This is a genomic window from Citrobacter sedlakii (assembly GCF_018128425.1).
In the GTDB taxonomy this organism is placed as follows: domain Bacteria; phylum Pseudomonadota; class Gammaproteobacteria; order Enterobacterales; family Enterobacteriaceae; genus Citrobacter_A; species Citrobacter_A sedlakii.
Map to the genome: position 1 here is coordinate 1,152,110 of NZ_CP071070.1, position 26,668 is coordinate 1,178,777.

Annotated in this window: 16 protein-coding genes, 1 other RNA gene and 4 pseudogenes; 9 read left to right on the forward strand and 12 right to left on the reverse strand. The window is 55.9% G+C overall.

From position 1 onward, the window contains the following. Positions 1–171: 171 nt before the first annotated feature. Positions 172–780 carry a helix-turn-helix domain-containing protein gene (locus tag JY391_RS05460; protein WP_211935356.1) on the forward strand — a complete coding sequence of 203 codons (609 nt, stop codon included), beginning with the start codon at positions 172–174 and terminating at the stop codon, positions 778–780. A gap of 59 nt (positions 781–839) precedes the next feature. Here JY391_RS05460 and JY391_RS24035 read toward each other — a convergent pair. The 3 genes and pseudogenes from JY391_RS24035 to JY391_RS05475 form a co-directional block, all read right to left on the reverse strand. Then, positions 840–977 (reverse strand): annotated as a pseudogene (locus JY391_RS24035) (IS630 family transposase); the annotation flags it as partial. Between the two features lie 38 nt (positions 978–1,015). After that, on the reverse strand, positions 1,016–1,801 hold the full coding sequence (gene tnpC / locus JY391_RS05470) for an IS66 family transposase (RefSeq protein WP_374197223.1): 786 nt from the start codon (positions 1,799–1,801) through the stop codon (positions 1,016–1,018). Beyond that, positions 1,771–1,938, reverse strand: a pseudogene (locus JY391_RS05475) (IS630 family transposase); the annotation flags it as partial. The gene tnpC and the pseudogene JY391_RS05475, both read right to left, overlap by 31 nt. Positions 1,939–2,150: 212 nt before the next feature. Here JY391_RS05475 and JY391_RS23965 point away from each other — a divergent pair. The 4 genes and pseudogenes from JY391_RS23965 to JY391_RS05490 all read left to right on the forward strand — a co-directional run. Continuing rightward, positions 2,151–2,350: pseudogene (locus JY391_RS23965) on the forward strand (hypothetical protein). A 71-nt stretch (positions 2,351–2,421) separates the two neighbouring features. Further along, positions 2,422–2,664, forward strand: a complete 243-nt coding sequence (locus JY391_RS05480; protein WP_211935357.1) for an H-NS family histone-like protein — start codon at positions 2,422–2,424, stop codon at positions 2,662–2,664. 85 nt (positions 2,665–2,749) lie between these two features. Further along, positions 2,750–3,861 (forward strand): IS3 family transposase gene (locus JY391_RS05485; protein ID WP_211935309.1). Its coding sequence is split into 2 segments (ribosomal slippage): positions 2,750–3,011 and positions 3,011–3,861, totalling 1,113 coding nucleotides; the frame shifts between segments, so codons are not numbered across the junction. Between the two features lie 15 nt (positions 3,862–3,876). Next, positions 3,877–4,164, forward strand: a pseudogene (locus JY391_RS05490) (IS3 family transposase); the annotation flags it as partial. 15 nt (positions 4,165–4,179) lie between these two features. Here JY391_RS05490 and JY391_RS05495 read toward each other — a convergent pair. Next, positions 4,180–4,371, reverse strand: a complete 192-nt coding sequence (locus JY391_RS05495; protein WP_211935358.1) for a hypothetical protein — start codon at positions 4,369–4,371, stop codon at positions 4,180–4,182. Further along, entirely contained in the window at positions 4,364–4,714 is a 351-nt protein-coding gene (locus JY391_RS05500; protein ID WP_211935359.1) for a hypothetical protein, read from the reverse strand. Before JY391_RS05500 ends, JY391_RS05495 begins: the two co-directional genes overlap by 8 nt. Before the next feature lie 183 nt (positions 4,715–4,897). On the opposite strand from JY391_RS05500, the gene JY391_RS05505 reads away from it, so the two are divergent. Then, positions 4,898–5,680: an FRG domain-containing protein gene (locus JY391_RS05505; protein ID WP_106705005.1), complete on the forward strand. Its 783-nt coding sequence runs from the start codon at positions 4,898–4,900 to the stop codon at positions 5,678–5,680. Positions 5,681–5,884: 204 nt separating this feature from the next. Next, positions 5,885–6,202 (forward strand): hypothetical protein, encoded by a 318-nt coding sequence (locus JY391_RS05510; protein WP_211935360.1) that lies wholly within the window; start codon positions 5,885–5,887, stop codon positions 6,200–6,202. A gap of 103 nt (positions 6,203–6,305) precedes the next feature. Here the strand turns inward: JY391_RS05510 and ssrA are convergent. From ssrA to smpB, 6 genes are all read right to left on the reverse strand, one after another. After that, positions 6,306–6,668: a transfer-messenger RNA gene (ssrA, locus tag JY391_RS05515) on the reverse strand. Positions 6,669–6,740: 72 nt separating this feature from the next. Then, positions 6,741–7,931, reverse strand: a complete 1,191-nt coding sequence (locus tag JY391_RS05520; RefSeq protein ID WP_181822718.1) for a beta-barrel domain-containing protein — start codon at positions 7,929–7,931, stop codon at positions 6,741–6,743. Next, the gene (locus tag JY391_RS05525) at positions 7,912–10,098 is read right to left on the reverse strand and encodes a type I secretion system permease/ATPase (protein ID WP_211935361.1); all 2,187 of its coding nucleotides are present in this window, start codon (positions 10,096–10,098) and stop codon (positions 7,912–7,914) included. Before JY391_RS05525 ends, JY391_RS05520 begins: the two co-directional genes overlap by 20 nt. Further along, positions 10,095–11,501, reverse strand: a complete 1,407-nt coding sequence (locus JY391_RS05530) for a TolC family outer membrane protein (protein ID WP_211935362.1) — start codon at positions 11,499–11,501, stop codon at positions 10,095–10,097. Before JY391_RS05530 ends, JY391_RS05525 begins: the two co-directional genes overlap by 4 nt. Positions 11,502–11,579: 78 nt before the next feature. Then, positions 11,580–24,227, reverse strand: a complete 12,648-nt coding sequence (locus JY391_RS05535; protein WP_211935363.1) for a BapA/Bap/LapF family large adhesin — start codon at positions 24,225–24,227, stop codon at positions 11,580–11,582. 614 nt (positions 24,228–24,841) lie between these two features. Beyond that, positions 24,842–25,324: an SsrA-binding protein SmpB gene (gene smpB / locus JY391_RS05540; RefSeq protein ID WP_042289030.1), complete on the reverse strand. Its 483-nt coding sequence runs from the start codon at positions 25,322–25,324 to the stop codon at positions 24,842–24,844. Positions 25,325–25,493: 169 nt separating this feature from the next. Between smpB and ratA the strand changes: the two genes are divergently transcribed. Both ratA and JY391_RS05550 read left to right on the forward strand, forming a co-directional pair. Beyond that, a complete protein-coding gene (ratA, locus tag JY391_RS05545; RefSeq protein ID WP_042288300.1) occupies positions 25,494–25,931 on the forward strand; it encodes a type II toxin-antitoxin system toxin RatA in 438 nt (145 codons plus the stop codon). Next, complete coding sequence (locus tag JY391_RS05550; RefSeq protein WP_211935364.1) at positions 25,921–26,211, forward strand: RnfH family protein; 291 nt, start codon at positions 25,921–25,923, stop codon at positions 26,209–26,211. The genes ratA and JY391_RS05550 overlap by 11 nt, the downstream gene beginning before the upstream one ends. Before the next feature lie 108 nt (positions 26,212–26,319). Here JY391_RS05550 and bamE read toward each other — a convergent pair whose 3' ends face one another. Further along, on the reverse strand, positions 26,320–26,664 hold the full coding sequence (bamE, locus tag JY391_RS05555) for an outer membrane protein assembly factor BamE (RefSeq protein WP_042288296.1): 345 nt from the start codon (positions 26,662–26,664) through the stop codon (positions 26,320–26,322). Positions 26,665–26,668: the final 4 nt, after the last annotated feature.

Sequence of the window (26,668 nt, forward strand, 5' to 3'; positions counted from 1 at the left end):
GGAGGAAGTGCCTCCCGGTCAGCACTGGCGGAATATGCCGGCTGGTATATAGTTCAGACTGACGAGCTGCTTCAGGTATTATTGCGCCCGCCAGTCTGCGGAAATGGGGTTCAGGCACTGACTATCCCTGTCCGCCAGGTATTCACGACAGATCCTCCCCGGAAGCCTGACATGTTTAACGACCCCGTACTGCAGAAGCTGATTTCATCCCTGACATTGCCGGAAAATATCGATGTCATAAAAAAGAGCCGGTATTTCTTCCTGCACACACAACGTGAACCGTCCTGCGTGATATTTCACGACGGCATCGTCGCCCTGCTCCGGCAAAAGGATAGCCTGCTGCTAAGTAATATCTGCGCGCCGATGATTATCGGGTTGAGCCTGCTGTACGACGAAAGTCTGTATCCCAGTTTCCCGCTCTGTTTTCGGGCGGTGACGGATATTCGCTGTGAATATGTCCCGTTGTCTGTCGTCCGGGAAGTGGCTGAAACACAGTCATTGTGGAAATATATCGCCCTGCATCAGATGAAGGTTACGTCACTGATGACGGATTACCTGACCAACATGACCGGAATGTCAGGAACGGACATTATTGAATACTGTCTTGAGCGACTGATGCAGGAGCCTGAAGCGATCCGCAGTCGCAGAACGGCGTCGGATTACATTACGGAAAAAACCACTCTGTCCCGCAGCACGGTAATGAAGGCACTGGCGGCTCTGAAGAAGGATGGAAAAATTGAGACCTATAAAGGGTTGCTTATATCAAAACACCCGAGCTGAAACCATGAAACGGGGATGGCATGCACTCTCCGGAAACTAAATAGCTGCGCCGAGTACCGCTACACTTTTGCCTGCTCATGTTTCCCCCCCGGGAGTGGGTTCACAGATTCCATAATTTTTAACAGTTGCCACATTGAACGGCACTGGTAATTGCGCGTTATCGTGTCGTGAAGCGCCAGCCATAACCGCTCAGCATGAGTAAGCGTACCGCGATAACCGTATCGACGAGTGCTGGCTATTTGGAAGGCAGTGTGAGCCGCCACGGCAGCAACTCGCTGACCCGGTTGACTGGCCAGACAGCAATGACGTCAAGGACATAGCGGAGGTAGTTTTCTGGCTCCACTCCGTTCAGTTTGCACGTCCCGATCAGACTGTATAACAACACTCTGCGCTCACCACTCACCACCATGGTCTGAGCCGAAGAACAGGTAGTTTTTACGGCCAGGCTGACCATCCGCAGGGCATTTTCAGCGATGTTGTTATCTGCTTCTGCCCAGCCATCGTCTGCATAGTACGTTAGTGCCGGCCACTGGTTCACAGCGTAAGCGAACGCTTTCGCCAGCGCTGAGTGTCGCGACAGGGTTTTCATCTTTTCACGCAGCCAGCTTTCCAGGGATTTCAGTCGCGGTTTAGCTTTCTGCTGACGTTCGGCAAGACGCTGTACTGCCAGCATTCCCTTTATTTCCGCCTCGATGGCATACAACTCGCCGATCCGTTTCAAGGCTTCCTCTGCCAGGGCTGACGGGGTGCGAACGTGTACATCGTGGATCTTGCGGCGGGTATGTGCCAAGCAGGCGGCTTCCGTTATCCGGGCATTGCGGTAAAGCTCGTTGAACCCGGCGTAGGCATCCGCCTGCAGTACGCCGCTGTAGCCGGCAAGATGGGTCTGAGGGTGGGTGCCTTTTCTGTCCGGGCTGTAAGCGAACCACACTGCGGGTGCCAGCGCTGATCCGGCGTTGCGGTCGTCGCGAACGTACGTCCATAAGCGCCCAGTCTTCGTCTTTTTATTGCCCTGCTCCACACCAGCCCGGCTGATGGCAACCAGCGGCGAACGGTTCCTGGATGTAACTGACATCCGGTTATCTTTTTGATTTTTATCGCCAGCAGTTCCGTACTCCAGCGTGAACGCTGGTCCAAATCACCAGGAGCGTTAACTATGCGAAAGTAAAACAACACCTTCGTCAGCTTTGGAATGTCTATAAGTGTGTATACCGCTAATACTTATACAAATATTTTGCTATTTCAATATTAAACTAAAGAGGAAATAAAAAAAGAATACATTTAAAAATAAAACTACTGAAATCTTTTATGTTGTGTCCTTGTATATCTATGCGGAGCTTTTTAACTCAAAGGATAAAACAACCAGTAATATGATTATAACGCATGTAATGGATCATGAGTTTGTCTGTAGGCTAATAGATCTGGCGATGAGGAATGCTGAGAAGCATCTTCTGAAAAAAAAGCATGGAAAAAGAACGCTGCTGAAAAAAATATCTGAAGTTGACTTTAAAGAGATTAAGCTGGCATTAGCCAAATGCATTACACTGTTCTGGCGGAATCAATATGTTGATATGTTCTGATGTTTATCGGCCCCTTCTTGGGGCTGATAACATATCTTATTTGTCTATCCAGGGAGCAAAAATGATTGATAAATTTCATGTGATGTATATGTATAAAAAAATCCAAGCGGAAGCCGCAACTACTGACATTAAAACACTTGAGCAGCTTTTGGAAAAATTCAGGACTGTGGTCAACGAACGTCGTAAAGAATACTATCAGGAGATTGGTGAGAAAAAAGTGCGTAAGTTGAAAATGAAAAGAGCACAAGGATTACTTGAGAAAATGGCATGTGACGGGGTTTCGCCAGAAGATTTCATTGACTGATAAGTGTGTAAGTATCCCGCATAATCGTGCCATTCACATTTAGATATCCTCCGGCATAATCAATCTGCCAACAAAGGAGATCGCTATGCGTAAAGCCCGTTTTACTGAGCATCAGATCATTGCCGTAATCAAATCGGTTGAAGCCGGACGAACTGTTAAGGATGTCTGCCGGGAGGCTGGTATATCTGAAGCCACCTACTACAACTGGAAGTCCCGATACGGCGGCATGGAGGCTTCTGATATTAAAAAGATCAAGGATCTTGAGGACGAGAATCGGCGTCTCAAACAGATGTTTGCCGACCTGAGCCTTGAGAACCGGGCGCTGAAAGACGTTATCGAAAAAAAGCTTTAAAACCAGCCTTTAAGCGTGAGCTGGTCACTCATCTGATAACGACATTTGGACTCAGTATCCGTCAGGCCTGCCGGAGTCTTAACCTGAGCAGAACGGTTTACCATTACCGTCCGGATACCACGCGTGACGAACCCGTTATTGTCGCGTTGCAGGCAGTGGCAGAGCGATACCCACGGTACGGTTTTCCAAAACTTTTCCAGGTTCTGCGGCGGCAGGGATACCCGTGGAATCACAAAAGGATCCATCGTATTTATTGTCTGCTGAAACTGAATTTTCGCCGTAAAGGCAAACAACGGTTGCCAGTACGTAATCCCTCGCCACTGGCCACACCGGAAGCGCTGAACCAGAGCTGGTCTGTCGATTTTATGCATGATGCCCTGGTCTGTGGCCGTCGTTTTCGCACGTTCAATGTCGTTGATGACTTTAACCGTGAGGCGTTGTCGATTGAAATCGATCTGAATCTGCCAGCTCTTCGCGTCGTCCGGGTACTCGACAGGATCGCGGCAAATCGCGGCTATCCGGCCATGCTACGCATGGATAATGGTCCGGAATTTATCTCACTTGTACTTGCTGAATGGGCAGAGCAACATGCAGTAAAACTGGAATTTATTCAGCCGGGTAAGCCGACGCAGAACGCTTTTATTGAGCGCTTTAACCGAACATACCGTACAGAAATACTCGATTTTTATCTGTTCAGAACGCTGAATGAAGTGCGGGAAATCACGGAAAGATGGGTGTCAGAATATAACTGTGAACGCCCGCATGAATCACTCAACAATATGACGCCAGAGGAATATCGACAACACCATTATTTGGCCGGAATCTCAAAAAATGCCTGGAACTAAAACGGGTCTATTTACAAGTACACGAGCCATGAGTGGCAGTCGTTCCTGAAATCACACGGTCTGGAAGGCAGCATGAGCCGTCGCGGAAACTGCCACGACAATGCGGTTGCGGAAAGCTTTTTCCAGCTACTGAAGCGCGAACGGATTAAGAAAAAGATCTACGGAACTAGAGACGAAGCCAGAAGCGATATTTTTGATTACATCGAAATGTTTTATAACAGTAAGCGTCGGCATGGTTCGAGCGAGCAGATGCCACCAGTTGAATATGAAAACCTATATTATCAACGACTCAGAAGTGTCTAGGTTATCCGTGGCGATTCATAGGTCCGATTTTGTGCTGAAATTTTCAGAGCGTGTTTTGAGTATTGCCAGATCCTGTTTGATTTCGCTCATGCTGGCCTCCAGCTTTTCAACTCTCTTTTCCAGATCCCCTGACATACCATCACCTCCATTACCATTTCTGCTCGTCCGTCGCCTTTCATCGATCTGATGTACGTTATTATCAGCCATTTGTTTCTTCCTTGCCTTCCTTTGTTTGCTGCTCAGATAACCATTTGTAAACTGTGTTAGCGGAAAAAGTGATATTAAATCCGCATTTCTCACAATGAAGCAGGTAATAATAGTTCAATTTATGCTCAGTGGGAATGACAGTATCATGCCTGAAAAGGGTAGTGTAGGCGACCTTGTTGTGAGGAGTAAGAAGGTCTTGTTTTATCGTTTCTGAAACAATGAAGGTACCGTTTCCACACATTGGGCAGTTAGTAGTCACAGAGTTTTTGTCAAGGAACTTGAAAAAATCATCTGTAGTAACTGTTTTGAATTGATCGATTCCCGTGTTGTTTGGCTCACTCATACCTGTCCATCCTATAGATTCATAACCATTTGTTTAGTAGGTTAACCCAGCGAAGGGGATCCTTGAAGCGTTTTACTAGGTTTAGAAAAGGTTAGATATGTTTATACGAATGCCTGACCTGCTATGTAAAGAAAGAATTAGCTGGTTCTAAAAGCAATAGCCACCACTATTGGGGATACGACAGTGGATTCAATTGAAACTAAATTATTTGGAAGAATCAAAGCGCCTAGGAATTTAGGCCAACTAATTGAAATAACGGAAGATCATGCTGCTAATCGTATGAATGTATATATGTGGAGAGGGCAGGGAAATGTTGATTGGGCGATTCACAGTGCTGCTTATAGACGGTTGAAATTTACTCACCGGAATGTCACTGAACGAAGAATGAGAAACTACGAGGTTGAGTTGTTAAGAAAAGCTCGCCATAAGGGTTATGGGTATGAAGAGGGAAGACGTTTAGCGGATTTCGAAGTACTTGCTAAGCTTCAGCACCATGGTGCAGCTACTCGTCTAATAGATTTTTCAAGGAATATGCTGGTTGCATTGTGGTTCGCTTGTCAATCAGAGAGAGGAAAGCCAGGGTTGTTGTTTGGGATTCATTCAGATTCTATATATGGGCAGGAAGGTGAAACAGAAGAGCGCAACTATGATCAGATATTTGAGAAAGGGATGAGCAATGGTGGTGCTACAACATGGGAGCCTCCTGCGGTGACCAAAAGAATTGCAGCGCAAAGCGCGCAATTTATGTATAGCATCGTGAGTAATGACCCAATGGGAAGCCTCGATTTTGATCATTCAGAAGATGCCTATCTTCCAATTGCTATCACGGCAAGTATGAAAGAAGAGTTTTTACGGCTTCTTGAAGGTACTTTTGATGTTCGTCAACTTACTCTCTTCCCTGACCTTGATGGTTTCTGCCATGCCAATACAGAAAAGAACGGGCGTTGGGACAACGAAAGATGGTAATGCGAAACGCTTGCCGCCATTTTGTCGCCATTTATAGCAAAGTGCCTCTCTAACTATTTGATTTATAGTAATATAAATCACAGGCAACAAAAAACCCATAAATGTGATGCTTGACATGTATCACCATGGTTTGTGACGAAATATAAAAATATAATAACCTCGCTACGCCAAATCCTGAAAATTCTATAACAAAAGGAAGTTTATATGTCTAAAAATTTCAGCAATCAAATCAAACAATTACAAAGAAACCTAGAAGAAGCTAGTAACACTAAGCAATTGAGTTTTAGTGAGTTGTTTAACCCTGAATTTTTAAGTGAATGCTCTTTATTTACCTCGATTGAGGATTTATTCGAAAAATCCGGTTTTCATGTTGAATCTGCTGAAGATTTCAAAGCCATTCCTGACGATGAGTGGGAAAGCTTTATTGTTAATAACACGTCTTATGAAAGTTGGGGTGACATGCAACGTGATGCTGCCACTAAAGCAATGAGTAAGATACTAAAAAAGGCTTGTAACTTTTGACGGCAGAGAATGGCCATTTTCCTACCATCAATTTTTAAGTGGACGCGAAGTGGACATTGATAAGAGCAAGGGGCTACGTTCTCACGTAACCCCTTGTTTTATTTGGTGGAGCTGGCGGGAGTTGAACCCGCGTCCGAAATTCCTACATCCTCGGTACTACATGCTTAGTCAGTCTTTACATTCGCCTGGCACCTGCGGACGGACACGCCACTACCAGACTAGCCTGATTAGTTTTAACGTTTCAACCCCAGGCAGGGCCTCCACGCGATCTCTTTTGGGTTTGACCTCTCTTTGATCCCCGTCTTAAGAGCGGAAGCTAGGGAGAGAGGGCTCTGAGCAGGTTATTAAGCTGCTAAAGCGTAGTTTTCGTCGTTTGCGACTATTTTTTGCGGCTTTTTACGAGGCCAACCGCCCCTCGGCATGCACCTTGGGTTTCGCGAATCCCGTCGAATCCAGAATCAGCCCCAATGTGTGAAGATAAGTATAACAGACTTGAGACAGTCGTGACCAGCCCCTCATTTTGCTGTCCGTCAGGCAGTTAGCGTTCGCGCAGCGCTTCTTTGGCCCGGTTGAACGGTTTGATTAAATAGTCGACGATGGTTTTTTCACCCGTTTTAATGTCTACGGTGGCGATCATCCCGGGAACGATGGAAAAACGTCGACCCAACTTGTTCTGCAAATAGTCCTGTTCGGTGCGGATAAAGACGCGATAGTAGAAGATCTCCGGTTTGACCTCATCCTGAATGGTGTCCGGCGAAATGGTTTCTACAACGCCCTCCAGCCCGCCGTAAATGGCGTAATCGTAGGCGGTAATTTTCACCAGCGCGCGTTGTCCTGGGTGAATAAACGCGATATCGCGCGGCGACAGGCGGGTTTCAATCAACAGGTGATCGTCGACCGGCACAATCTCCATCATCTCGCCGTTTGGTGGGATAACCCCGCCAATGGTGGTGACCTGGATGTTCTTCACGATACCGCGAACCGGCGAGCGCACGGTCAGACGCGTTACCGAATCTTCCCGCCCTTTGATGATCGCGGCGAGCATCGCGACCTCCGCGTTGGCTTTGGAAAGCGCCTCGCGCGCCTGGACGTAATATTGTGAGCGCAAGTCGGTCAGCTTCAGCCCGATATCGCTTTTTTGCCGCTGCAGGCGCAGTACTTCAACGTGGCTGGCGGCGCCGCTTTTTGCCAACCGTTCGGTAATCGCCAGCTCTTTATTCACCAGCGCCAGCGCCTCTTTCAGGTCTGACTGCGCATCGGCAAGCTGGGCGCGGCGGCTGTTATAAAGCCGCGTTTCCGAGGCGAGCAGTTCCGGCCAGTCTTTCAGCTCGTCGGAAAAGACCAGCGGTTGGTCGCTCACCTCTGCGGTCAGACGCTGGCTGGAGGCCAGCGACGCGCGATAGCGGGCGGCACTTTCGCCGACGTTGGATTCGGAACGTGTCGGGTCAAGGCGCGCCAGCACCTGACCGGCCTGCACCTGATCGCCCTCATGCACAACCAGTTCCGCGAGGATGCCGCCGTCGAGCGACTGCAATACCTGTTCACGGGAACTGGGGATCACTTTCCCGGTGCCGGTCGATACTTCATCCAGCACGCCAAACCATCCCCAAATCGCCAGCATCAGGCACAAAATGCCGGTTAGCCAGATAATCCGACTGGCCCCTGAAAATTCTCGCTCGCGGCTGTCGTCGAGGGCGTCAAGCGTAGGATCAGGCTGACTGGTTTTCATTTTTCCACTCCCGTGCGTTAGCCTGTGCGGCCATACGACTCTGTCCCAGCGCCTGGGCTTTAGGCGCATCCATGACCAGTTGCCCTTCTTTGAGCACGATCACCCGCTCTACCAGTTCCAGCACCGGTACGCGATGGGTGGCAACAACCAGCGTGCGATTGCCGAGCCACTGCCCCAGACGTTGAATAAACTCGCGCTCGGCATGCTCGTCCAGCGAGGCGGTGGGTTCATCAAGCAGGACGATATTTGGCGAACGCAGTAGCATCCGTGCGAGCAAAATCGACTGGCGTTGCCCGCCGGAAAGGCCCGTCCCCCCTTCCATAATCGGATGATCCAGTCCTTTTGGCAGACGTTTTACGAAGTTCGCCGCGCCGCAGATCGCCAGCGCGGAAAAAATCTCGTCATCGCTGGCGTGCGGCGCGCCCAGCGTCAGGTTCTCGCGCAGGGTGCCAAAGAACAGGCGGGCGTTCTGACTAAGCAGGCCAACGTTGCGGCGCAAGTCCGACATATCAATGTGCGGCAGGCTGATGTTGTCGAGACGGGCATCGCCCTCGACCAGATCCACGCCGCCCGCCAGCGCCTGTAGCAGCGTCGACTTCCCCGCGCCGTTGCGCCCCAGCACGGCAATGCGCTCACCGGCGGCAATCTCCAGCCGGTTGATGCGCAGCGGTACCCGCTGATCTTCGCTGTGATAGCGAAACTGCGCGTTCTCAAACAGATAATGGCCGTGGAAGATCTCCTGATGTACCAGCGTCTCGTCACGCTGGGTCTCGGTGGGCAGTTCCATAATGCTGTCCAGCCCCTTTTTGGCGGCCTTAACCTGCTGCCAGCGAGCCAGCACCCCACACAGATTGCCCATCGGGGCGATCATTCTGGAGGCGAGCATCGAGGCGGCCACGACCGAGCCGGTGGTCAGCGTGCCGTCGATCACCAGCGGCGCGCCGAACATGACCACCGCCGCGTACACCAGCCCCTGCACCGTCACCCCCCAGTTGATCAGCCCCTGCGACAGTTCACGGGTACGCAGGCCCGACTCGGCGGTGATGCGGATGTAGCTGTTCCACTGCTGCAGAAAACGGTTCTCTGCCTGCATCAGTTTAATGTCTTCCAGCCCCTGCACGCTCTCCACCAGTACGGCGTTGCGCAGCGTAGCTTCGTGCGCCGACTGGTTCGCCAGCACCGCGAGCTTTTTTTGCAGCAGCAGGCCGGGAAGTATCATCAGTAGCGCCGCCACCGGGGCGATCCATGCCAGTGGCGGGGCGATGATCGCCAGAACCACAATAAACAGAAAGAAGAAGGGCAGATCGACGATCGTGGAAAGGGTAGAGGAGGTGACCATTTCACGAATCTGTTCCAGCTCGCGCAGTTGAGAAATAAAGCTGCCGGTCGAACGGGGGATCGCGCTGTTGCGCAGGCGCAGCGCGTGGCTGAACACGCGATCGGAAACCCGCATGTCGGCGCGTTTGCCCAGCAGATCCATCACATGTCCGCGCGCGAGTCGCAGCAAAAAACCGAACAGCATTGCGATCAGCACGCCTACCGCCAGCACGTACAGCGATGGCCACGACTGCGCCGGGATCACCCGGTCATAAACCTGCATGGAAAAAACGATCCCGGACAGAGACAAGATGTTGATCAACAGCGCCGCCAGCATCACCGGGCCGTAAGGCCGCAGATCTTTCAGCACCAGGCTTTTCAGCCAGTCGGGACGGAAACGTGAAACATAGGCGTCTACCCGGCTGTCCTTCACTGCCGAAAGCGGACGTAGCGCGATGATAAAGCGGATGGTCGGCAGCAGTTCGCTCAGGGCGAGCCGGTTACGTTGCAGGTCGCCATTAACAAAGCAGACATCGAGCTGGTTATCGCCATCAAACTGTTCTACCAGCACCAGTTCGCCATCCTGAAGCTGAATGACTACCGGCAGTCGCCAGCGGTTGAGGGATTGCCCGGTTGGCGTCAGCGGCTGAAAAGAAAGGCCGGCCTGGCGGGCTAACTGGGTAAGCGCTTGTGGCATCGCTTTATCTTTAAACCACGGCGCGCTGGCCTGTAACGCGCCAGGAGAACAGGCGATCCGATAATGGGCGGCGATATGGCTCATCGCTCGCGCCCAGTTGGCCAGCGCCTCTGCGCTAATCGGCTCATTGGCCGGAATGTCGGCATGGATCATGGCTGGATCTCCACGGACTGAATGGTGCGGTTTTCCAGGCCAAACGCCCGGCGTATCTGTCCGCTGTTGTACAGGCAGTTAAGCTGGAGCTGATGCAGTTGGCTTTCGGTCTGGATCTGCGCAAAGCGGGCCTGATACACCTCCTGTTCGGCATTCAGCACATCGAGCAGGGGGCGTGAACCGAGATCGAGATATTGTTGTTGATACAGTTCCCGCGTCCGCTCGCTCAGCGTCTGTTGGCGCTTTTGGATCTGTAACGATGTCGCCAGATTCATTGCCTCGCTGCGATCGGAAAGCAATTTCTGGCGGACATCCAGTCGGGTACGCTGAATGGCGGACTGGGCGGATTCCACTGCATGGCTGGCGGCGTTGCGACGCGCGGTTAAGCCCCCGCCCTGATAAATCGGCATCTCCACTTTCACCCATGCCGAATATTGGGTGCGGTCGATGGAGGCGCTGCCCGAATAGTTATCGTTCAGGTAATGACGCACTTCCGGCTCCAGCGAGACTGTCGGCGTCATTTGCGCGTTGGCGTAGTCCAGATTCGCCTGAGCGACGTTGGCCTGCGCCCACGCGGCGAGCACTGAGGGCACCAGTTTGTCATCCGGCGTGGCCTGCTCGCAGCTGCGGTTGAGCATCGCCGGGAATTCATTGCTAATGGCGTTGAGGTTTTTCCAGCCCAGCCAGGTTTTCAGCGTCTCCTGCGAACTTTCGAGGTTGGCCTGATACTGAACAAGCTGGGCGCGCGCGCCTTCAATGCGCGCGTCGGTCTGCACCACATCGGAAAGCGAGCTGGCGCCTTCGTCGTTACGCTGGTTCGCCAGTCTGCCGATGCTGCTCAGGGCGTCGAGTTGCTCTTTAGCCACTTCCACCATTTGTTGCCAGGTTTGCACCTGTACGAGGGTGGAGGCGGTCTCAAGGCCGACGTTATCAATGCTCACCAGTACGTTCGCCTGCTCCTGCGCGACGCCTGCGTTTTCCGCCCGCACCTGGCTGGCGACTTTGCCGAAGTCGTAGAGCATTTGCGAGAGGGAAAGTACCAGCGACGGGCTGAATCCGCTGTCGGAGTAGCTGTTGGTGTACCCGTTATTCATCCCGGCATTAATCTGCGGATAATATTTGGCTTTGGCGACGTCCACCTGCTGGATTTGGGCATACAGTTTGCCGATCACTTCGGCGATCGACGGATGCCAGGAGACAGCGCGATTGACCGCCTGAGAAAGGGTAAGTTCGCCGGGCGCGGCGCTGTCGCCGGTGAGCGGCATTGGTCCATTCAGCGAGGGCAGTTCCTGCTGCTCAACCCATTGCTGTGGGGCGATGCGGGGCGGTTCCTCGGCGGCAATCGCCGGGAACGCGCACAGATGTCCCGCCAGCCACCAACCTGTTAGCTGTCGTTTTCCCATTTTTTTACTTCCCTAAGCTGCTTTTTGCCCCGGGCGGGCGTGCGCCCGGGGTCGTTGTGTTGTCGTTTTTTGTACTTATCAGGTCACAATATGGTTCTGTTCAATCAGCTCATTGAGTGTGGTCTGTACGTTCTCCAGGGTGACGAGTGCCGTTGACTGATACGTGCTCCCCGCGCCGTCGCGGTCGATGGATATCGTGGTGTTGCCGCCGCTGGTGCTGACGTTGAGATAACTGCCGAGCGTGGCGTTATCTCCGTTCCAGCCCACCAACAGGTCGCCAATGTCGATTTTGTCGCTCTGCGTCAGCGAGAAGTTTCTCCACGTATCCGTACCGTTTCCGCCCGTCGCGCTGCTGGCGTTAAGCAGGTTGTAGATCAACGTGTCGCCGTAGGCCGATCCCACCAGGACATCGTTCTGCGTGGTGCTGACGACCTGTGGAGCAATATCTACCGTCAGGGTGGCGGTGTCGGTATGACCACGGGTGTCATCCAGTTTGTAGGTAAAGGTCTCCTTCGTGGACATAGATGAGAGTGCGACGCCGTTGTTCAGCGTGTAGGTATAAGAGCCGTCAGCGCGGATTTGCAGAGAGCCGTACTGCCCCTGAATGGTGGTCGTCCCGCTGGAATACGGATCCAGCGTCGCGGTACTGCCGTTAAAACCGGTTACCGTCAGACGCGTATCGACGGTGTTCAGTTGATCCAGCACACCAGAGGCATCGCTGCCGTCAAAGATATTGCCGTTGACGGTATGCGTACCGGAGGTTTCGAAATTATCCAGATCGATGGTTGTACCGGTAACGCGTGGCGTCACCGTATATGAGCCCAGGATCCCCAGCCCGGTTGTGCTGCCGGTGAAGTTCAGCGTGTATGTGCCAGCCTGTAGATCCAGAGCGCTCAGGTTGATCGTCGTGTTAGTCCCCGAATAGGTGCCGCTCTGAATCAGCGTTGTCCCCTGATAAATTGACCAGGTTCCGTTCAGGCTGGCGATAGATAAGCCACTACTTATCGCGAAAGTCAGCACTGGCGCGCGCAACAGCGTATTGGCGTCAACAACGAAGGTGCCGCTACCGTTACCGGAGCCGGTGCCGAACAATGGGTTGTTCCATGTCGCCGAACCCACACTGCTGTCCAGATAGCTCACCGTATCCTGCACCGACGGCGCAATCAGGGTGTCGCTGACATCGTTCACGGCATCCAGCGCGCGGGCGGTTGGCTGGATATTGAGTGAAGCGGTGTCAGTATCGCCGTTTGGCGCCCGGACCGTATAAACGAAACTGTCCGGCGTGGAAGTGCTGTCGGCTCCGAGGCCGCTTTTCAGGGTGTAGGTATAGTTCCCCTGCGCATCAATGGTCAGCGTGCCCCAGGCACCCACAATCGTCGTGGTGCCGGTCTGTGCCACCGCGACGCCGTTCACCTGGGTCACCAGTGTTCCGTCTGGCGCGACGTCGTCGTTCAGCACGTTGCCCTGGGTGGTAGTGCTCAGGCTTTCTACGCTGTAAACATGATCCTCAAGGATGTTCAGCGTATAGCCAGTCAGCGCCGTGATGCCAAATGACGGGTTCAGCAGGAACAGGTATTCACCGCCCGGGAGGTTGAGGGTCAACGGATTGGACTGACCGCCCAGGAGCGGCGCGTTCAGCCAGTTTCGCTCTACCCGCCACTGTTCAAACTGCTGGGTGACATCATTAAAGCGATAGATATAGAGGTCAAAACTCGACGCCACCGCCACGCCGCCTATCGATGATTGCAGCGTCATGGTACGCGTCGTGCCTTCTTCAACGTCGAAGATTATCGGGTTACTCAGTCTGTCGAGCACCCCAACATCCAGCACGTTGCCGAGGCTAACGTTCACCACGGTAAAACCACCCTGCGAAGACGGACCATTGTTAACGGCGTCCACCAGCGTGTCATAGGGCAGGGTAGCGACGTTATCGACAGCCGTAACGCTGCTGGCCGGAGTCTCATTGCCCAGCGTGATCACCAGTTTCGCCGAGGTTGTATTACCGCCGCCGGTGATAGTGTAGGTGAAGCTTTCGGTTCGACCGACCACCGATGCCGGGCTGTTCGGGTTCAGCGCGTAGCTGTAGCTGCCGTCCGGATTGATGGTCAGTGTTCCGTAGACGCCCTGAAGGACGCTGCTGCCGGAGCCGAGCGTAACGCTGTTGCCGTTAGTGCTGGTAACCGTTGTCACTACGGTGTCCTGCGGCGCGCTGTCGTTGTTCAGTACGTTACCGGTTTGCGTTTCCGCGCTGGTGATGGCGCCTGCGCTGGTCTGCTCGACGTTGACGTTCAGCGCAGTGTAAGAGCCCGTCGCCAGCAGAGCGGTGTTATAGGTCAGCACCCGATAGGTTCCGCCCTCTAATCCGGTGACGTTCACCGTTACGCCGCTGCTGCCCAGCGTCAGCAGGTTGGCGAACTGTGCCTGAGCGGTGTCGATGACCGTTGTCCAAGAGTTAGTGGCCGCATCGTATTTCTGGATCGCCACTTCCTGGGTATTGAGCAGCGAGAGCACCACCCCGGTGGTACTGGCGTCGATCACCAGATTGGCGCTTCCGCCGTCCTGGACGGTGAACTCGACCGCCGCCGTATCGTTGCCCAACACGTTCGCCACGTTGCCGAGCGCGCCTACCAGCAGCAAACCGTAGTCGCTGTAGTCATTGGTGGTCACGGTGGCGTCGGTGGTGATGGTCAGGTTCTCCACGTTATCGCTGGCGGCGATGGGGAGCGTTGGCGCCTGAACCTGGGTGGTGGTTGAAACGTTGCCAACCGCATCAGTGGCGCTGACGCTGATATTTTCCCCGCTGGTCTGTTTGCGGTCGAAAGTCAGGGTGTAATTACCGCTACTGTTGGCAGTGGTGGTGAGCGTCTCGCCGGTACTGAGGGTGATCGTGACCGTACTGCCCGCTTCGGCGGTCCCGCTGATGCTGGCGCCGTCAGCGCTGATGCTGCCGGTGGGCGCAGCCGTCACGGTGTCTATCGTGACGTTAAAGGTGGAAGAAAAGGTGCCGGTGCCGTTAGCGTTGGTTGCCGTGGCGGTCAGCGCGTGCGCCCCGTCAGCCATACCGGCAGGCGGGGTGAACGACCAGCTCCCCTGGGCGTTGGCAGTGGTGGTGCCAATCGCCACGCCGTCGCTGTAGATGGTGATGGTTGAGGATGGCTGTGCGGTGCCGTTGATCAGCGGTGTGGCGTCGTTAGTCGCCTGACCGTTGGCCACCAGCCCGGTGATTGAACCAACCTCATCGGTCAGTGAGACAATCACCGGTGCGCCTGGCAGACCGGTAAACGGCGCTTCGACGCTGCCTGCCGTTCCGATGTTGCCAGCCCGGTCCTGGGCAACCACCTGCAGGGTTTCTCCGCCAACCTGCGCCGGTGTGATGACAATGGAGAAATTGCCGGAGCCGTCTGCGACGCCGGTACCCAGCACCGTGCCGTTGCTGCCGGTGATGGTAATCGTGCTGCCCGCTTCCGCCGTACCGGTAACGCTGGTGCCGTTGGCGACCACCGCCAGGTTCGCTGGCGCGGCAGGCGGCGTGGTGTCGACAACAATGGTGGAGATTGCCGAGGCCGGACTGACGTTGCCCGCCGCGTCGGTGGCCTGGGCCGTAAAGCTATGCGACCCTTCGCCCAGCGCAGTCGTCGGCGTAAAGCTCCACGCCCCGTTCGCATCCGCCTGAATCGGCGTCGGCGTAAGCAGGGTTGCGCCATCGTAGATATTGATAAACGCCCCCGGCTCACTGGTGCCGCGCAGTTCCGGCAGCGTATCGTTGGTGCTTTGCCCGCTGCCTACTGCGCCGGTGTTGTTGCTGACGTCATCCAGGATCGTGGTGATGACCGGTGCGGCTGGCGTTTGGGTGTCCACCGTCAGGCTGAAGCTGCTGGATGGGCCGACGTTGCCCGCCGTATCAGCGGCGCTCACGGAAAGCGTGTGCGGCCCGTTGCTGAGTGCCGTGGTCGGCGTAAAGCTCCATGTCCCGTTGGCGCTCACGACGACGCTGCCGATGACCGTTCCGTTATCGCTGAAGGTGAGCGTGGTGCCTGCTTCTCCCGTTCCGTTAAGCGTCGGACGGGTGTCGTTAGTGCTCTGATTGGGCGACAGGTTGCCGGTCTGCGGTGCGCTGTCATCCACCACCGAGGTGATCGCTGGCGCCAGCGGAGCGACACTGTCTACTGCCAGGGTGAAACTGGCCGCCGGACCCGTATTGCCCGCAGCGTCCGTTGGGGTAAAGGTTAGCGGATGCGTGCCCTGACCGAGATCGCTGGTTGGGGTAAAGGTCCAGGCGCCGTTGCTGCCTACTGTCGCCGTGCCGATAGGCACGCCGTTATCCGCAACGCTGATGGTGGTACCGGGCTCGCCCGTACCGGTAAAGGTGGGGCGCGTATCGTTGGTGGACTGACCGCTGGTCAGGCTGCCGGTCACCGGGCCTGCGTCATCGGTCACGCTGCTGATAACCGGAGCGACAGGCGCGGCGGTATCGACCGTCAGGGTAAAGTTTGCCGATGCCGGACCGGTATTGCCCGCGCTGTCGGTGGCTGTCACCCGTAGCGTGTGCGTCCCCTGCGCCAGCCCGTCTGGTCTGTAGCTCCAGCTACCACCTTCGTTGACTACCGCAGTGCCAAGCAGGACGCTGCCGTCGAAGACGTTAATGGTGCTACCCGGCTCGCCCGTCCCGGTGATGACGGGACGAGGATCGTTGGTAGTCTGGCCGTTAGTGAGATCGCCCGTACCCGGCGTGACGTTATCGGTCACGTTGACGATGGCGGGCGCCACGGGCGCGACGGTATCCACCACCAGGCTAAATCCCGCGCCGGGGCTGACGTTGCCTGCGGCATCGGTCGCGGTCACGTTAAAGGTATGCGAACCGCTGGCGAGTGCGGTAGGCGGCGTAAAGATCCAGGCGCCTGTGCCGTCTGCCTGCACAGTGCCGAGCAGGGTCGTACCGTCAAAAATGTTAACGGTGCTGTTGGCTTCGGCCGTTCCGGACAACGTTGGGCGCGTATCGTTGGTACTTTGTCCGTTTGCCAGTGTGCCGCTGTTGGGGGCGACATCATCGGTGACCGCGCTGATGACCGGCGCCGATGGCGCCTGGGTATCGACGGTCAGAGTGAAGGATGCCGCCGGACCTTCGTTCCCTGCGGCATCCGTCGCCGTAGCGGTCAGGTTATGCAGGCCGCTGCTTAACGGACTGTCCGGAGAAAGCGACCAACTGCCGTCTGTGCCAGCGACGACGCTGCCGATTACGGTGGCGCCATCATAGAGGGTGACGGTTGCGCCTGGCTCCGCCGTCCCCTGGAAGGTCGGCTGGCTGTCGTTAGTGCTTTGCCCGTTCGCCAGTACGCCGGTGCCCGGGTCGGCGTCATCGGTGACACTCTGGATCACCGGCGCGCGCGGCGCGGCGGTGTCCACGGTAACGCTATACTCCGCAGACGGGGCGCTGACGTTACCGATCGCATCGGTGGCGGTGACGGTAATGACATGCGGACCGGCCGCGAGCGCCGGCGGCGTGAAGCTCCAGCTACCGTTGGTCACGGTCGTAGTGCCGATGTTTACACCGTTGTCGTAGAACGTAATGGTACTGCCTTCTTCACCGCTACCGGTAAAGGCTGGCGTAGTGTCGTTTGTGCTGCCGCCGTTGGCGATGATGCCGGTTTGCGGATCGCTGTCATCGGTAGCCGACGCGATCGCTGGCGCCAGCGGCGCGGTGGTGTCCACAACCACCTCAAACGCTGCTGACGGCGCACTGACGTTGCCCGCGGCATCGGTGGCGGTAATGGTCAGACTGTGGCTGCCTTCGCCCAGCGCCGTCGTTGGAGTAAAGGACCATACGCCGTTGACCACCTGCGTTACCCCGAGCAGCGTGGCGCCATCGTAAATCGATATTGTTTCGCCGTCGGTTCCTGTACCGTTGAGGGTCGGGCGCGCATCGTTAGTGGTGTCGCCACTGGTGAGCGTGCCGGTACCCGGCCCGACATCGTCCGTCACGCCGCCGATGACTGGCTGAGCGGGCGGGGTGAGGTCGAGGGTGATGGTAACCACCGCCGAGGCTTTGCTTGAATCTGCACTGTCGACTACCTGGAAGGTATGCTCGCCTTCACCCAGCGCCGTGGTGGCTGTCCAGACCCAGTTGCCCGTGCCGTCGACAGTGACTGTGTCGACCACAACCCCGTCCACAATAATATTAATGGATGTGTCTGGCGTAGCGGAACCACGCAGGCCGGGCAACGTGTCATCGGTGGTCTCTCCGTCACGCACCTCACCCAGCACGCCGCCTGCGTCGTCGACCACGGCGCTAATCACCGGCAGCCCCGTGCCGGATCCGGCAAAGTCAGCCGGAATACTGAGGTTACCTGCCGCATCCTGCGCGGTGGCTGTCAGGGTGTTGGTGCCGGTTTGCGCCGGGGTGATATCAATGCTGAAGTTGCCGCCCGTCGCCACGCCGGTGCCGATCACGTTGCCGTTATTGTCACGGATGATCACCGTGCTTCCTGCTTCCGCAGTGCCGGTTACCGTGCCGCCGTCGTCAGAAATCAGTACGTTCTGCGGTGTTGCGGGCGGGGTAAGGTCAACGTTTAAGGTGATTGGGGCGGAAGGCTGGCTCGCATTCCCTGCCGGATCGGTGGCGACTGCCGTGAGGGTATAGGAACCTTCGGTAAGCGGCGCGTCAGGGACAATTGTCCAGTTGCCGTCGCCATCAACTAGCGCCGTGCCGACCACGGTTGCGCCGCTGGAGAGGGTGACGGTGCTGCCCGGTTCGCCAGTGCCGCTGACGGGTTGTTCAGGCTGGTTAGTCGCCGCTGGGCTGGTCGGTGAGGTGATAAACGGCGCATCGGGCGCGCGGGTATCGACCGTTAAATCAAACTCAGCCGACGGCGGGCTGATGTTCCCGGCTGCATCGGACGCCGTGACGCTAAAGCTGTAGCTGCCCTCGGCAAGTGGAGTGGTCGGCGTGAAGTTCCAGGCGCCGCCAATGACTTCTGCCGTACCGATCGCCACGCCGTTATTCAGTATGGTGACGATACTCCCCGTTTCGCCCGTTCCGCTCAGGGTCGGGGTGGTATCGTTCGTCTGGCCGCCGTTGCTCAGCGGCCCGCCGTCCTCATTAACCGTGAGGGTTGGCGTGGTCGGCGCCTGGGCGTCCACGCGCACGATACGATCCGGTGATGTGGTGCTGTTTCCCGCTGGATCGGTGACGGTCAGCGAGATGACGTGGTCACCCGATGTCAGCGGCGTCGTCAGTTGATAGCTCCAGCTACCGGCGTTATCGATGATTAACGGCGGTAGCGCCACGCCGTCAAGGGTAATGATGATGGTGTCGCCTGCGGTGCCGCTTCCGCTCAGCAGCGGCAGCGTATCGTCGGTGAACTGCGCGTTATCCAGCGAGCCCGTCTGGCTGCCGACGTTATCAGTGATCGTCAGGTTCGGCGTTGCTGGCGCGGTTGTATCCACCACGATACCGGTTGGCGCGGAGGGAGCGCTGACGTTGCCTGCCGCATCGGTCACGGTGATGGTAAACACATGCTCACCCTCGCCCAGTACGGCGGAAGGATATTCCCAGGCGCCGTCGGCGATCGTGACGGTGGCCACCTCAACACCCTTGTCGTAAATGGTAACGCGCTCGCCGTTGACTCCCGTTCCGCTGAGAACCGGCTGTGTTTCGTTGGTCGCCTGGCCGTTGCTTAACGGCGCATCATCACCGTCGACCACGGTCAGCGCCGGGGTGGCGGGGGCGGTGGTATCGACGGTAATGACGATTGCAGCGGAGTTCGCGCTGGTATTTCCCAGCGGATCGCTGGCGGTGACGCTGAGGGTATGGCTGCCTTCGCTGAGTGCTGGCGCCGGGGTAAAGCTCCACGTACCGGCGTTGGTGACTTCGGTTGTGCCAATCGCCGTTGTGCCGTCATACACCGTAATGATGTCTCCGGCGGTACCGCTTCCGCTCAGCACTGGCTGCGTGGCGTCGGTGACGGCGTTATTGGTCAGCTCGCCCGTAATTTCCCCGGTATTGTCGGTAATGGTCAGAACCGGCGCCGTAGGCGCGGTGGTATCGACCGTAATGACGACGGCATCGGACGCGGGACTGGTCTGGTCCTGTCCGTCGGTTGCCGTGGCGGTGAAGGTGTACTCACCATCAGGGAGAACGTCTGTGGTCAGCGTCCAGTTGCCATCAGGGTCTACGATAGCCGTACCCGACAGCGGCACGCCGCCGTTCAAAATGGTGATGGTCGCTCCCGGTTCACCGGTACCGCTGAAGGTCAGTCGGTTGTCATCGGTGCTTTGCCCGGTATCCAGGTTACCGTTGACCCCGCCGAAGTCATCGGCAATCGATACCACCACCGGCGCTTCCGGCGCGGTGATATCGGGTGCCTGCACGCTGGTGGGCTGACTGGTGTTATTTGATCCATCGGTGGCGGTCACCGTGAGCGTTTCGCCATTAACCACGGCAGGAGTGAGCGGAACGGTAACGGTGCCGTTCGCCGGAACTGGCTCAGATACCGCCAGAGTATTGCCTTCGCTGTCTTTAATGGTGATCCGACTGCCCGGTTCGGCGGTGGCGGTCAGGGAACTGCCATCCGCTGACACCTCCACGTTCGATGGCGGCAGTGGCGCGGTGGTGTCGGGCGCGGTAACAGAGGCTGGCGTGCTCTCCTGGTTCGCCGGATCGGTAACCACAGCGGTTAAGGTCTCGCCGTTGGTCTGTGGCGTGTCGAGGTCGACACTGAAATTCCCCTGATCGTCCGTAGTGCCCTGGCCCAGCGGATTGCCATCGGGATCGCGAATGGTGACCGTGCTGCCCGATTCGGCAGTGCCGGTGACCGTGGCGCCGTCATCGGAAACGTCAAGATTACCGGCTGGCTGCGGCGGAGTGATGTCCGGCGCGATGGTCGTCGACGGTGGGCTGGTCAGATTCACCGTGTCGGTGACGACAGCCGTTAAGATCTCGCCGTTAGTTTGCGGTGTGTCGAGCGTGACGGTAAAGGTACCGTCGGGCTGAACCAGCGCGGAACCGAGCGGCGTATTGTCGCTGGCGTAGATGGTCACGGTAGTACCGGCTTCGGCGGTCCCGGTGACCGTGACGCCGTCGTCCGAAACATCCAGATTACCCGCAGCCAGCGGCGCGGTGGTGTCAGGCGCAGTGGTGGTGGCCGGAGAGCTGGTCAGGTTTGCCGGATCGGTGACGATAGCGGTTAAAATCTCGCCGTTAGTCTGCGGTGTATTCAGGGTAACGGTGAAAGTACCGTCGGGCTGAACCAGCGCGGAACCGAGCGGCGTATTGTCGCTGGCGTAGATGGTCACGCTAGTACCGGCTTCGGCGGTCCCGGTGACCGTGACGCCATCATCGGAAACGTCCAGGTTACCGGCAGGCTGCGGCGGAATCGTATCCACGGTGATGGTGTACGTCCCGGAAGGGGCGCTGATGTTACCTGTCGCGTCGGTAGCGGTGACGGTTATGGAGTGTGTTCCGTCGCTGAGCGTGGAGGGGGTAAAGCTCCAGCTACCGTTGGTCACGGTGGCCGTGCCGATCCTGACGCCGTTGTCGAAGATAGTGACTATGCTGCCATTTTCACCGCTGCCGCTAAAAGTCGGTGTGGTGTCGTTGGTGCTGCCTCCGTCGCTGATGATGCTGGTCTGCGGATCGCTGTCATCGGTGGCGGAGGTAATGGTGGGTACGAGCGGCGCGGTGGTATCCACAACCACCTCAAACGCCGCTGACGGCGCGCTGACGTTGCCTGCGGCATCGGTGGCGGTAATGGTCAGGCTATGGCTGCCTTCACCCAGCGCTGTGGGCGGCGTAAAGTTCCACACGCCATTTTCCACCTGTACCTGCCCGAGCAGCGTGGCGCCATCGTAAATGGAGATCGTTTCGCCGTCGGTGCCGGTACCGCTCAGGGCCGGGCGTGAATCGTTGGTGGTATCGCCGCTGGCAAGCGTGCCGGTGCCCGGCGCGACATCATCCGTTACGCTGCCGATGACTGGCTGAGCGGGCGCGGTGAGATCGACGGTGATGTTCACCACCGCCGAGGCATTTTCCGCATTCGCACTGTCAACAACCTGGAAGGTGTGTGTATCTTCACCCAGCGCCGCGGTTGCCGTCCAGACCCAGCTCCCGGTGCTGTCAACGGTTACCGTGCCGACATTTACGCCGTCGACCAGTACATTGAGCGTTGAATCTGGCGTGGCGGTACCGCGCAAGCCGGGCAGGGTGTCATCGGTGGTTTGCCCGCTTCTCAGATCGCCCAGGACGCTACCCTCATCATCGACCACAGCGCTGATAACCGGCAGTCCGCTGCCGGAGCCGTTGAAGTTTGCCGCAGGGCTGGTATTGCCCGCCGTATCCTGGGCAGTGGCCGTCAGCCCGGCGTTGCCGGTTTGCGCAGGCGTGATCGCAATGGAGAACGTGCCGTCTGTCGCTACGCCGGAACCAATGACATCGCCGTTGGCATCACGAATAATCACCGTGCTGCCGGTTTCCGCCGTACCGGTCACCGTGCCGCCATCCTGAGAAATGACCACGCTTTCGGGAGTCGCAGGTGGTGTGGTATCAACTTCCAGAACAATCGGCGCAGAAGGCTCACTCTGGTTACCCGCCGGATCGGTGGCGACCGCGGTCAGCGTGTACGAACCTTCCGTTAGCGCCGGAGCAGGCGTTATTGTCCAGTTGCCGTCGCCATCAACCACCGCTGTGCCGACAATCGTATTACCATCAGACAACGTAACGGTGCTGCCCGGTTCGCCGGTGCCGATAATGGGTAATTCTGGCTGATTGGTTGCCGCCGGAGTGGTCGGCGAGGTGATAAACGGCGCATCGGGTGCGCTGGTATCTACCGTAAGCGTGACAGAAGGGGACGGTGTACTGGTCTGGTTATTCGCGTCGGTCGCCGTAACGGTAAAGTTATGGTTGCCGTCTTCAAGGACGGGTGTCGTGAGCGTCCATGTACCGTCGCTGCCGACAATAACGCTCCCCGGCAACGCCGTCCCTCCGTCCAGAATGGTAATAGTCGCGCCAGGCTCACCGGTCCCGCTGAAGGTTAATTGATTATCATCGGTGCTTTGCCCGGCGGTCAGATCACCTTTCACATCGCCTGCATCATCAACAATCGATACCACTACCGGCGCTTGCGGCGCGGTGATATCGGGCGCCTGTACGTTGGCTGGTTGACTGGTGTTGTTTGAACCATCGGTGGCGGTCACCGCGAGCGTTTCGCCGTTTTTTTGTGGCGTGTTCAGATCGATGCTGAAGTTCCCTTGCTCATCCGTTACGCCCTCACCAACGGGATTGCCATCCGGATCGCGAATGGTAATTGTGCTGCCCGGCTCTGCGGTGCCGGTGACGGTGGTACCGTCATCGGAAACGTCAAGATTACCGGCAGGCTGCGGCGGGGTGGTGTCCGGCGCGACGGCGGTTGCCGGAGGGCTGGTCAGGTTTGCCGTGTCGGTGACGACAACGGTCACCGTTTCACCGTTGGTCTGCGGCGTATCCAGCACGACGTTGAAGTTCCCCTGGTCATCCGTTTTGCCCTGACCAATGGGATTACCCGCCGGATCGCGAATAGTGATCGTACTGCCCGGCTCTGCGGTGCCGGTGACGGTGGTGCCGTCGTCTGAAACGTCAAGATTACCGGCAGGCTGTGGCGGGGTAGAGTCCGGCGCAGTAACCGTGCCGGAAGGTCCGCTATTCCCTGCTTTATCCATCGCGATAGCCGTCAGCGCTTCTCCGTTCTGTAACGCTTGCGTGAGCGTTAAAGTAAATTTGCCATTGCTGTCTGCGGTTACCGTACCCAGCGCCGTACCATCGCTATTGGTAATGGTTACCGTACTGCCAGCCTCCGCGTTCCCGGAGATCACAAGCCCGTCTGCGGAGATCGCCAGATCTGTTATCGCGCCGGGAGCCTGGGTATCCACAACAAAAGTAAAATCGCCGGACACGACGCTGGTATTGCCCGCCTTGTCTGTTGCGGTAACCGTCAGTTCATGTTCGCCATCGGCGAACGAAGACGGCGGTTTGAAGCTCCAGTTGCCCGAGGCGTCTACGGTTGTTGTACCGAGAACCTGACCATTGTCATAAACGGTAATAACGGCCCCAACTTCGCCAGTACCGGAGAGCACAGGCTGGTTGTCGTTTGTGGTTTGGCCATTTTGAATGGCGCCGGTGATGCCAGCAACGGCATCCAGCGCGCTGGTGATCAGTGGCGATGCGGGCGGGGTGGTATCAACACTTCCCGGTGGAGGGTTGGTGGTGCCTCCGCCGCCATTGTCTGTACCGCCGCCCGGGTTACCGCTGCCATTGTCGTCGTCATCGTCCCCACCACCGCCGCCCGATGCGGCGATTGCCGCGATCCCGCCAGCAGCGACTACGCCGCCAAGTACCCAGGGCCAAATAGCGGCGCCTTCATTTGCGCCGCCTGCGGTGATTAACAACTCATCGATGGATGAGATCTGCTCAAACTGCAGTCCTGCTTCCGGGTTCTCTACCCACCACAAGGCTCCGTTGTCGTCTTCCAGCACCAGCTGGCTCGCGCCCTGATCGTTAGTGACGTAGAAATTTTTAATGGTCACCTTTTCACCGGAATGAAAAGTAATGACCAAATCCTGATTAACGCGAGCAAGCTGGCTGATTTCTTCACGTTGCGCGCTTAACTTCACTATGGAAGGGGTATTAAGTGTGACTTCAGAGGCTTCGACATTGGTGGAAACGCCCGTCAACTTGGATACAACGGCGAGAAGACGCATATATTCACTCCTGATAGCTTGCGCAGTGCGTTATTTTTTAAAATCACCCATCAGGAAAATACGCAGACGAGCGCCCTCGTTCATCGTTATGATGAATTCTCGCGGATGATTTCTGTTTACTGGTCGTTCGGATGGCGGCTTGTTGTGTGCTGAATAACCTTTTGTTTTTATGTACTGGTACTTTCGTATTAGATGATATAGCCAGAAAGATCTCTTTCTGCAACTTAAGTAATATTAACGATTTGCTTAGGTTCACTAAAATATATTCTCAGAGACGGACTTTACTGGATGGAAAACGGTTAAAGCAAAGCGGCATGACAATTTATGTAATTGTAATATAAGGTTTTAAAGGGAGGGTTGTTGTGCAAGGGGAAGTCATTACAAGCATAAACTGTAATGTTATTCAGACGATTAAGAAGAAGAAAAAATATTTATTTGAAGTATTGGGTTCTTCGGCTATGCAATAACTGTAAATATATCTAAAGATATATTCTTGTTATTTTAACGATTCAGCAAATATATTTATACGATCAGGGAGAATATATTTTTGTGATTTCAGGGAGTCATTAAAGGTGACCAGCCTAAAATGTCGGGCTGGTCACATTCTGCAGGCGTCAGCGCCCGGCATTTTTCATAATGCGGGCTTTATCAAGCTGCCATTCGCGCTCTTTCACATCTGAACGCTTATCGTGCTGTTTCTTACCTTTCGCCACGCCGATTTTGACTTTGCACCAAGCATTTTTCCAGTACAAAGAGAGCGCGACCACGGTATACCCTTCGCGGTTAACGCGGCCATACAGCGAGTCGAGCTCGCGCTGATTAAGCAGCAGCTTACGGGTGCGGGTAGGATCGCAAACCACGTGGGTCGATGCGACAGCCATTGGCGTAAAGTTGGCGCCAAACAGGTACGCTTCGCCGTCGCGTAACAAGACATAGCTGTCGCCGATGTTAGCTTTACCGGCACGCAGGGATTTCACTTCCCATCCTTGCAGGGCGAGTCCCGCTTCGAATTCTTCTTCGATGAAGTATTCATGTCGCGCACGTTTGTTAAGCGCGATGGTGGCTGAGCCAGGTTTGTGTGCTTTTTTCTTCGTCATAGTGCCGCTCAGTATAGGTAAACTGGAATCGAAAAACACCCCATTTCGTCCTCAGGGGGTGAAGGGATTATCTTAGCATGAACCGGGTTGTACCCTGTTGCGGGATAGCGTTTTTTTTACCGTAGGATAAATGCTATTATTTGTTCGATTTTTGTTGATGGAAATAGCTATGCCGCAGATTAGTCGAACCGCGTTAGTCCCTTACAGTGCGGAACAGATGTATCAGTTAGTGAATGACGTACAGTCCTATCCCCAGTTTTTACCGGGTTGCACCGGCAGCCGCGTTCTGGAGTCCACGCCGGGGCAGATGACGGCTGCAGTTGATGTCTCCAAAGCAGGGATCAGTAAAACGTTTACCACGCGCAATCAGTTAACCCGTAACCAGAGCATTCTGATGAATCTGGTCGACGGTCCGTTTAAGAAACTGATTGGCGGCTGGAAATTTACCCCACTGAGTCAGGAAGCCTGCCGGGTAGAATTTCATCTCGACTTTGAGTTTACCAATAAGCTCATTGAGCTGGCGTTTGGTCGTATCTTTAAAGAGTTGGCCGCCAATATGGTGCAGGCATTCACTGTGCGCGCAAAAGAGGTTTACAGTGCCAGCTAAGATTGTTGTCGAGGTGGCTTATGCGTTACCGGAAAAACAGTATCTGCAGCGCGTCACGCTGCATGACGGGGCGACGGTGGAAGACGCCATTCGCGCTTCCGGTCTGCTCGAGCTACGCACCGATATTAATCTTGCGAAAAACAAAGTGGGTATATACAGCCGCCCGGTGAAGTTGAGCGATACGCTGCAGGAGGGTGATCGGGTTGAAATTTATCGCCCACTGATTGCCGACCCGAAAGAGTTGCGCAGACAGCGGGCGGAGAAGTCTGCCAATAAGTAGGCTATATACGGCGGGGCGCGATACTTTCAGTCGGCAAACGCTGCCAGTGACAAAAAAGGTGCTCATTGAGCACCTTTTAACATTTTGATTTACGTTCTCAAGCCTGGTTTAGGGGTTTTTGGTCAATGCCGGCTTGTTATCAATGTTGGTCAACACGCCGCTGCTGTTAAAGGTCAGCGTTAGCGTTTGTTGCGTTACGCCTTCATGTCCCGGCTGTTGGCGGAACACGTAGAACCAGGTATTTGTGCCAAACGGATCGGACATCATTGGCGTTCCCAGCGCATAGGCAACCTGTTGCTGAGTCATGCCGACGCGCACTTTCGATACGTCGTTAGCGGTCAGGTAGTTCCCCTGGTTGATATCAGGGCGGTAAACCACTCGCTCCAGAGTGGAACAGCCTGCGGTCAACATCAATAATACTGCTGCGGCAGCAGTCAGCGTTTTACAGCGCATAGTG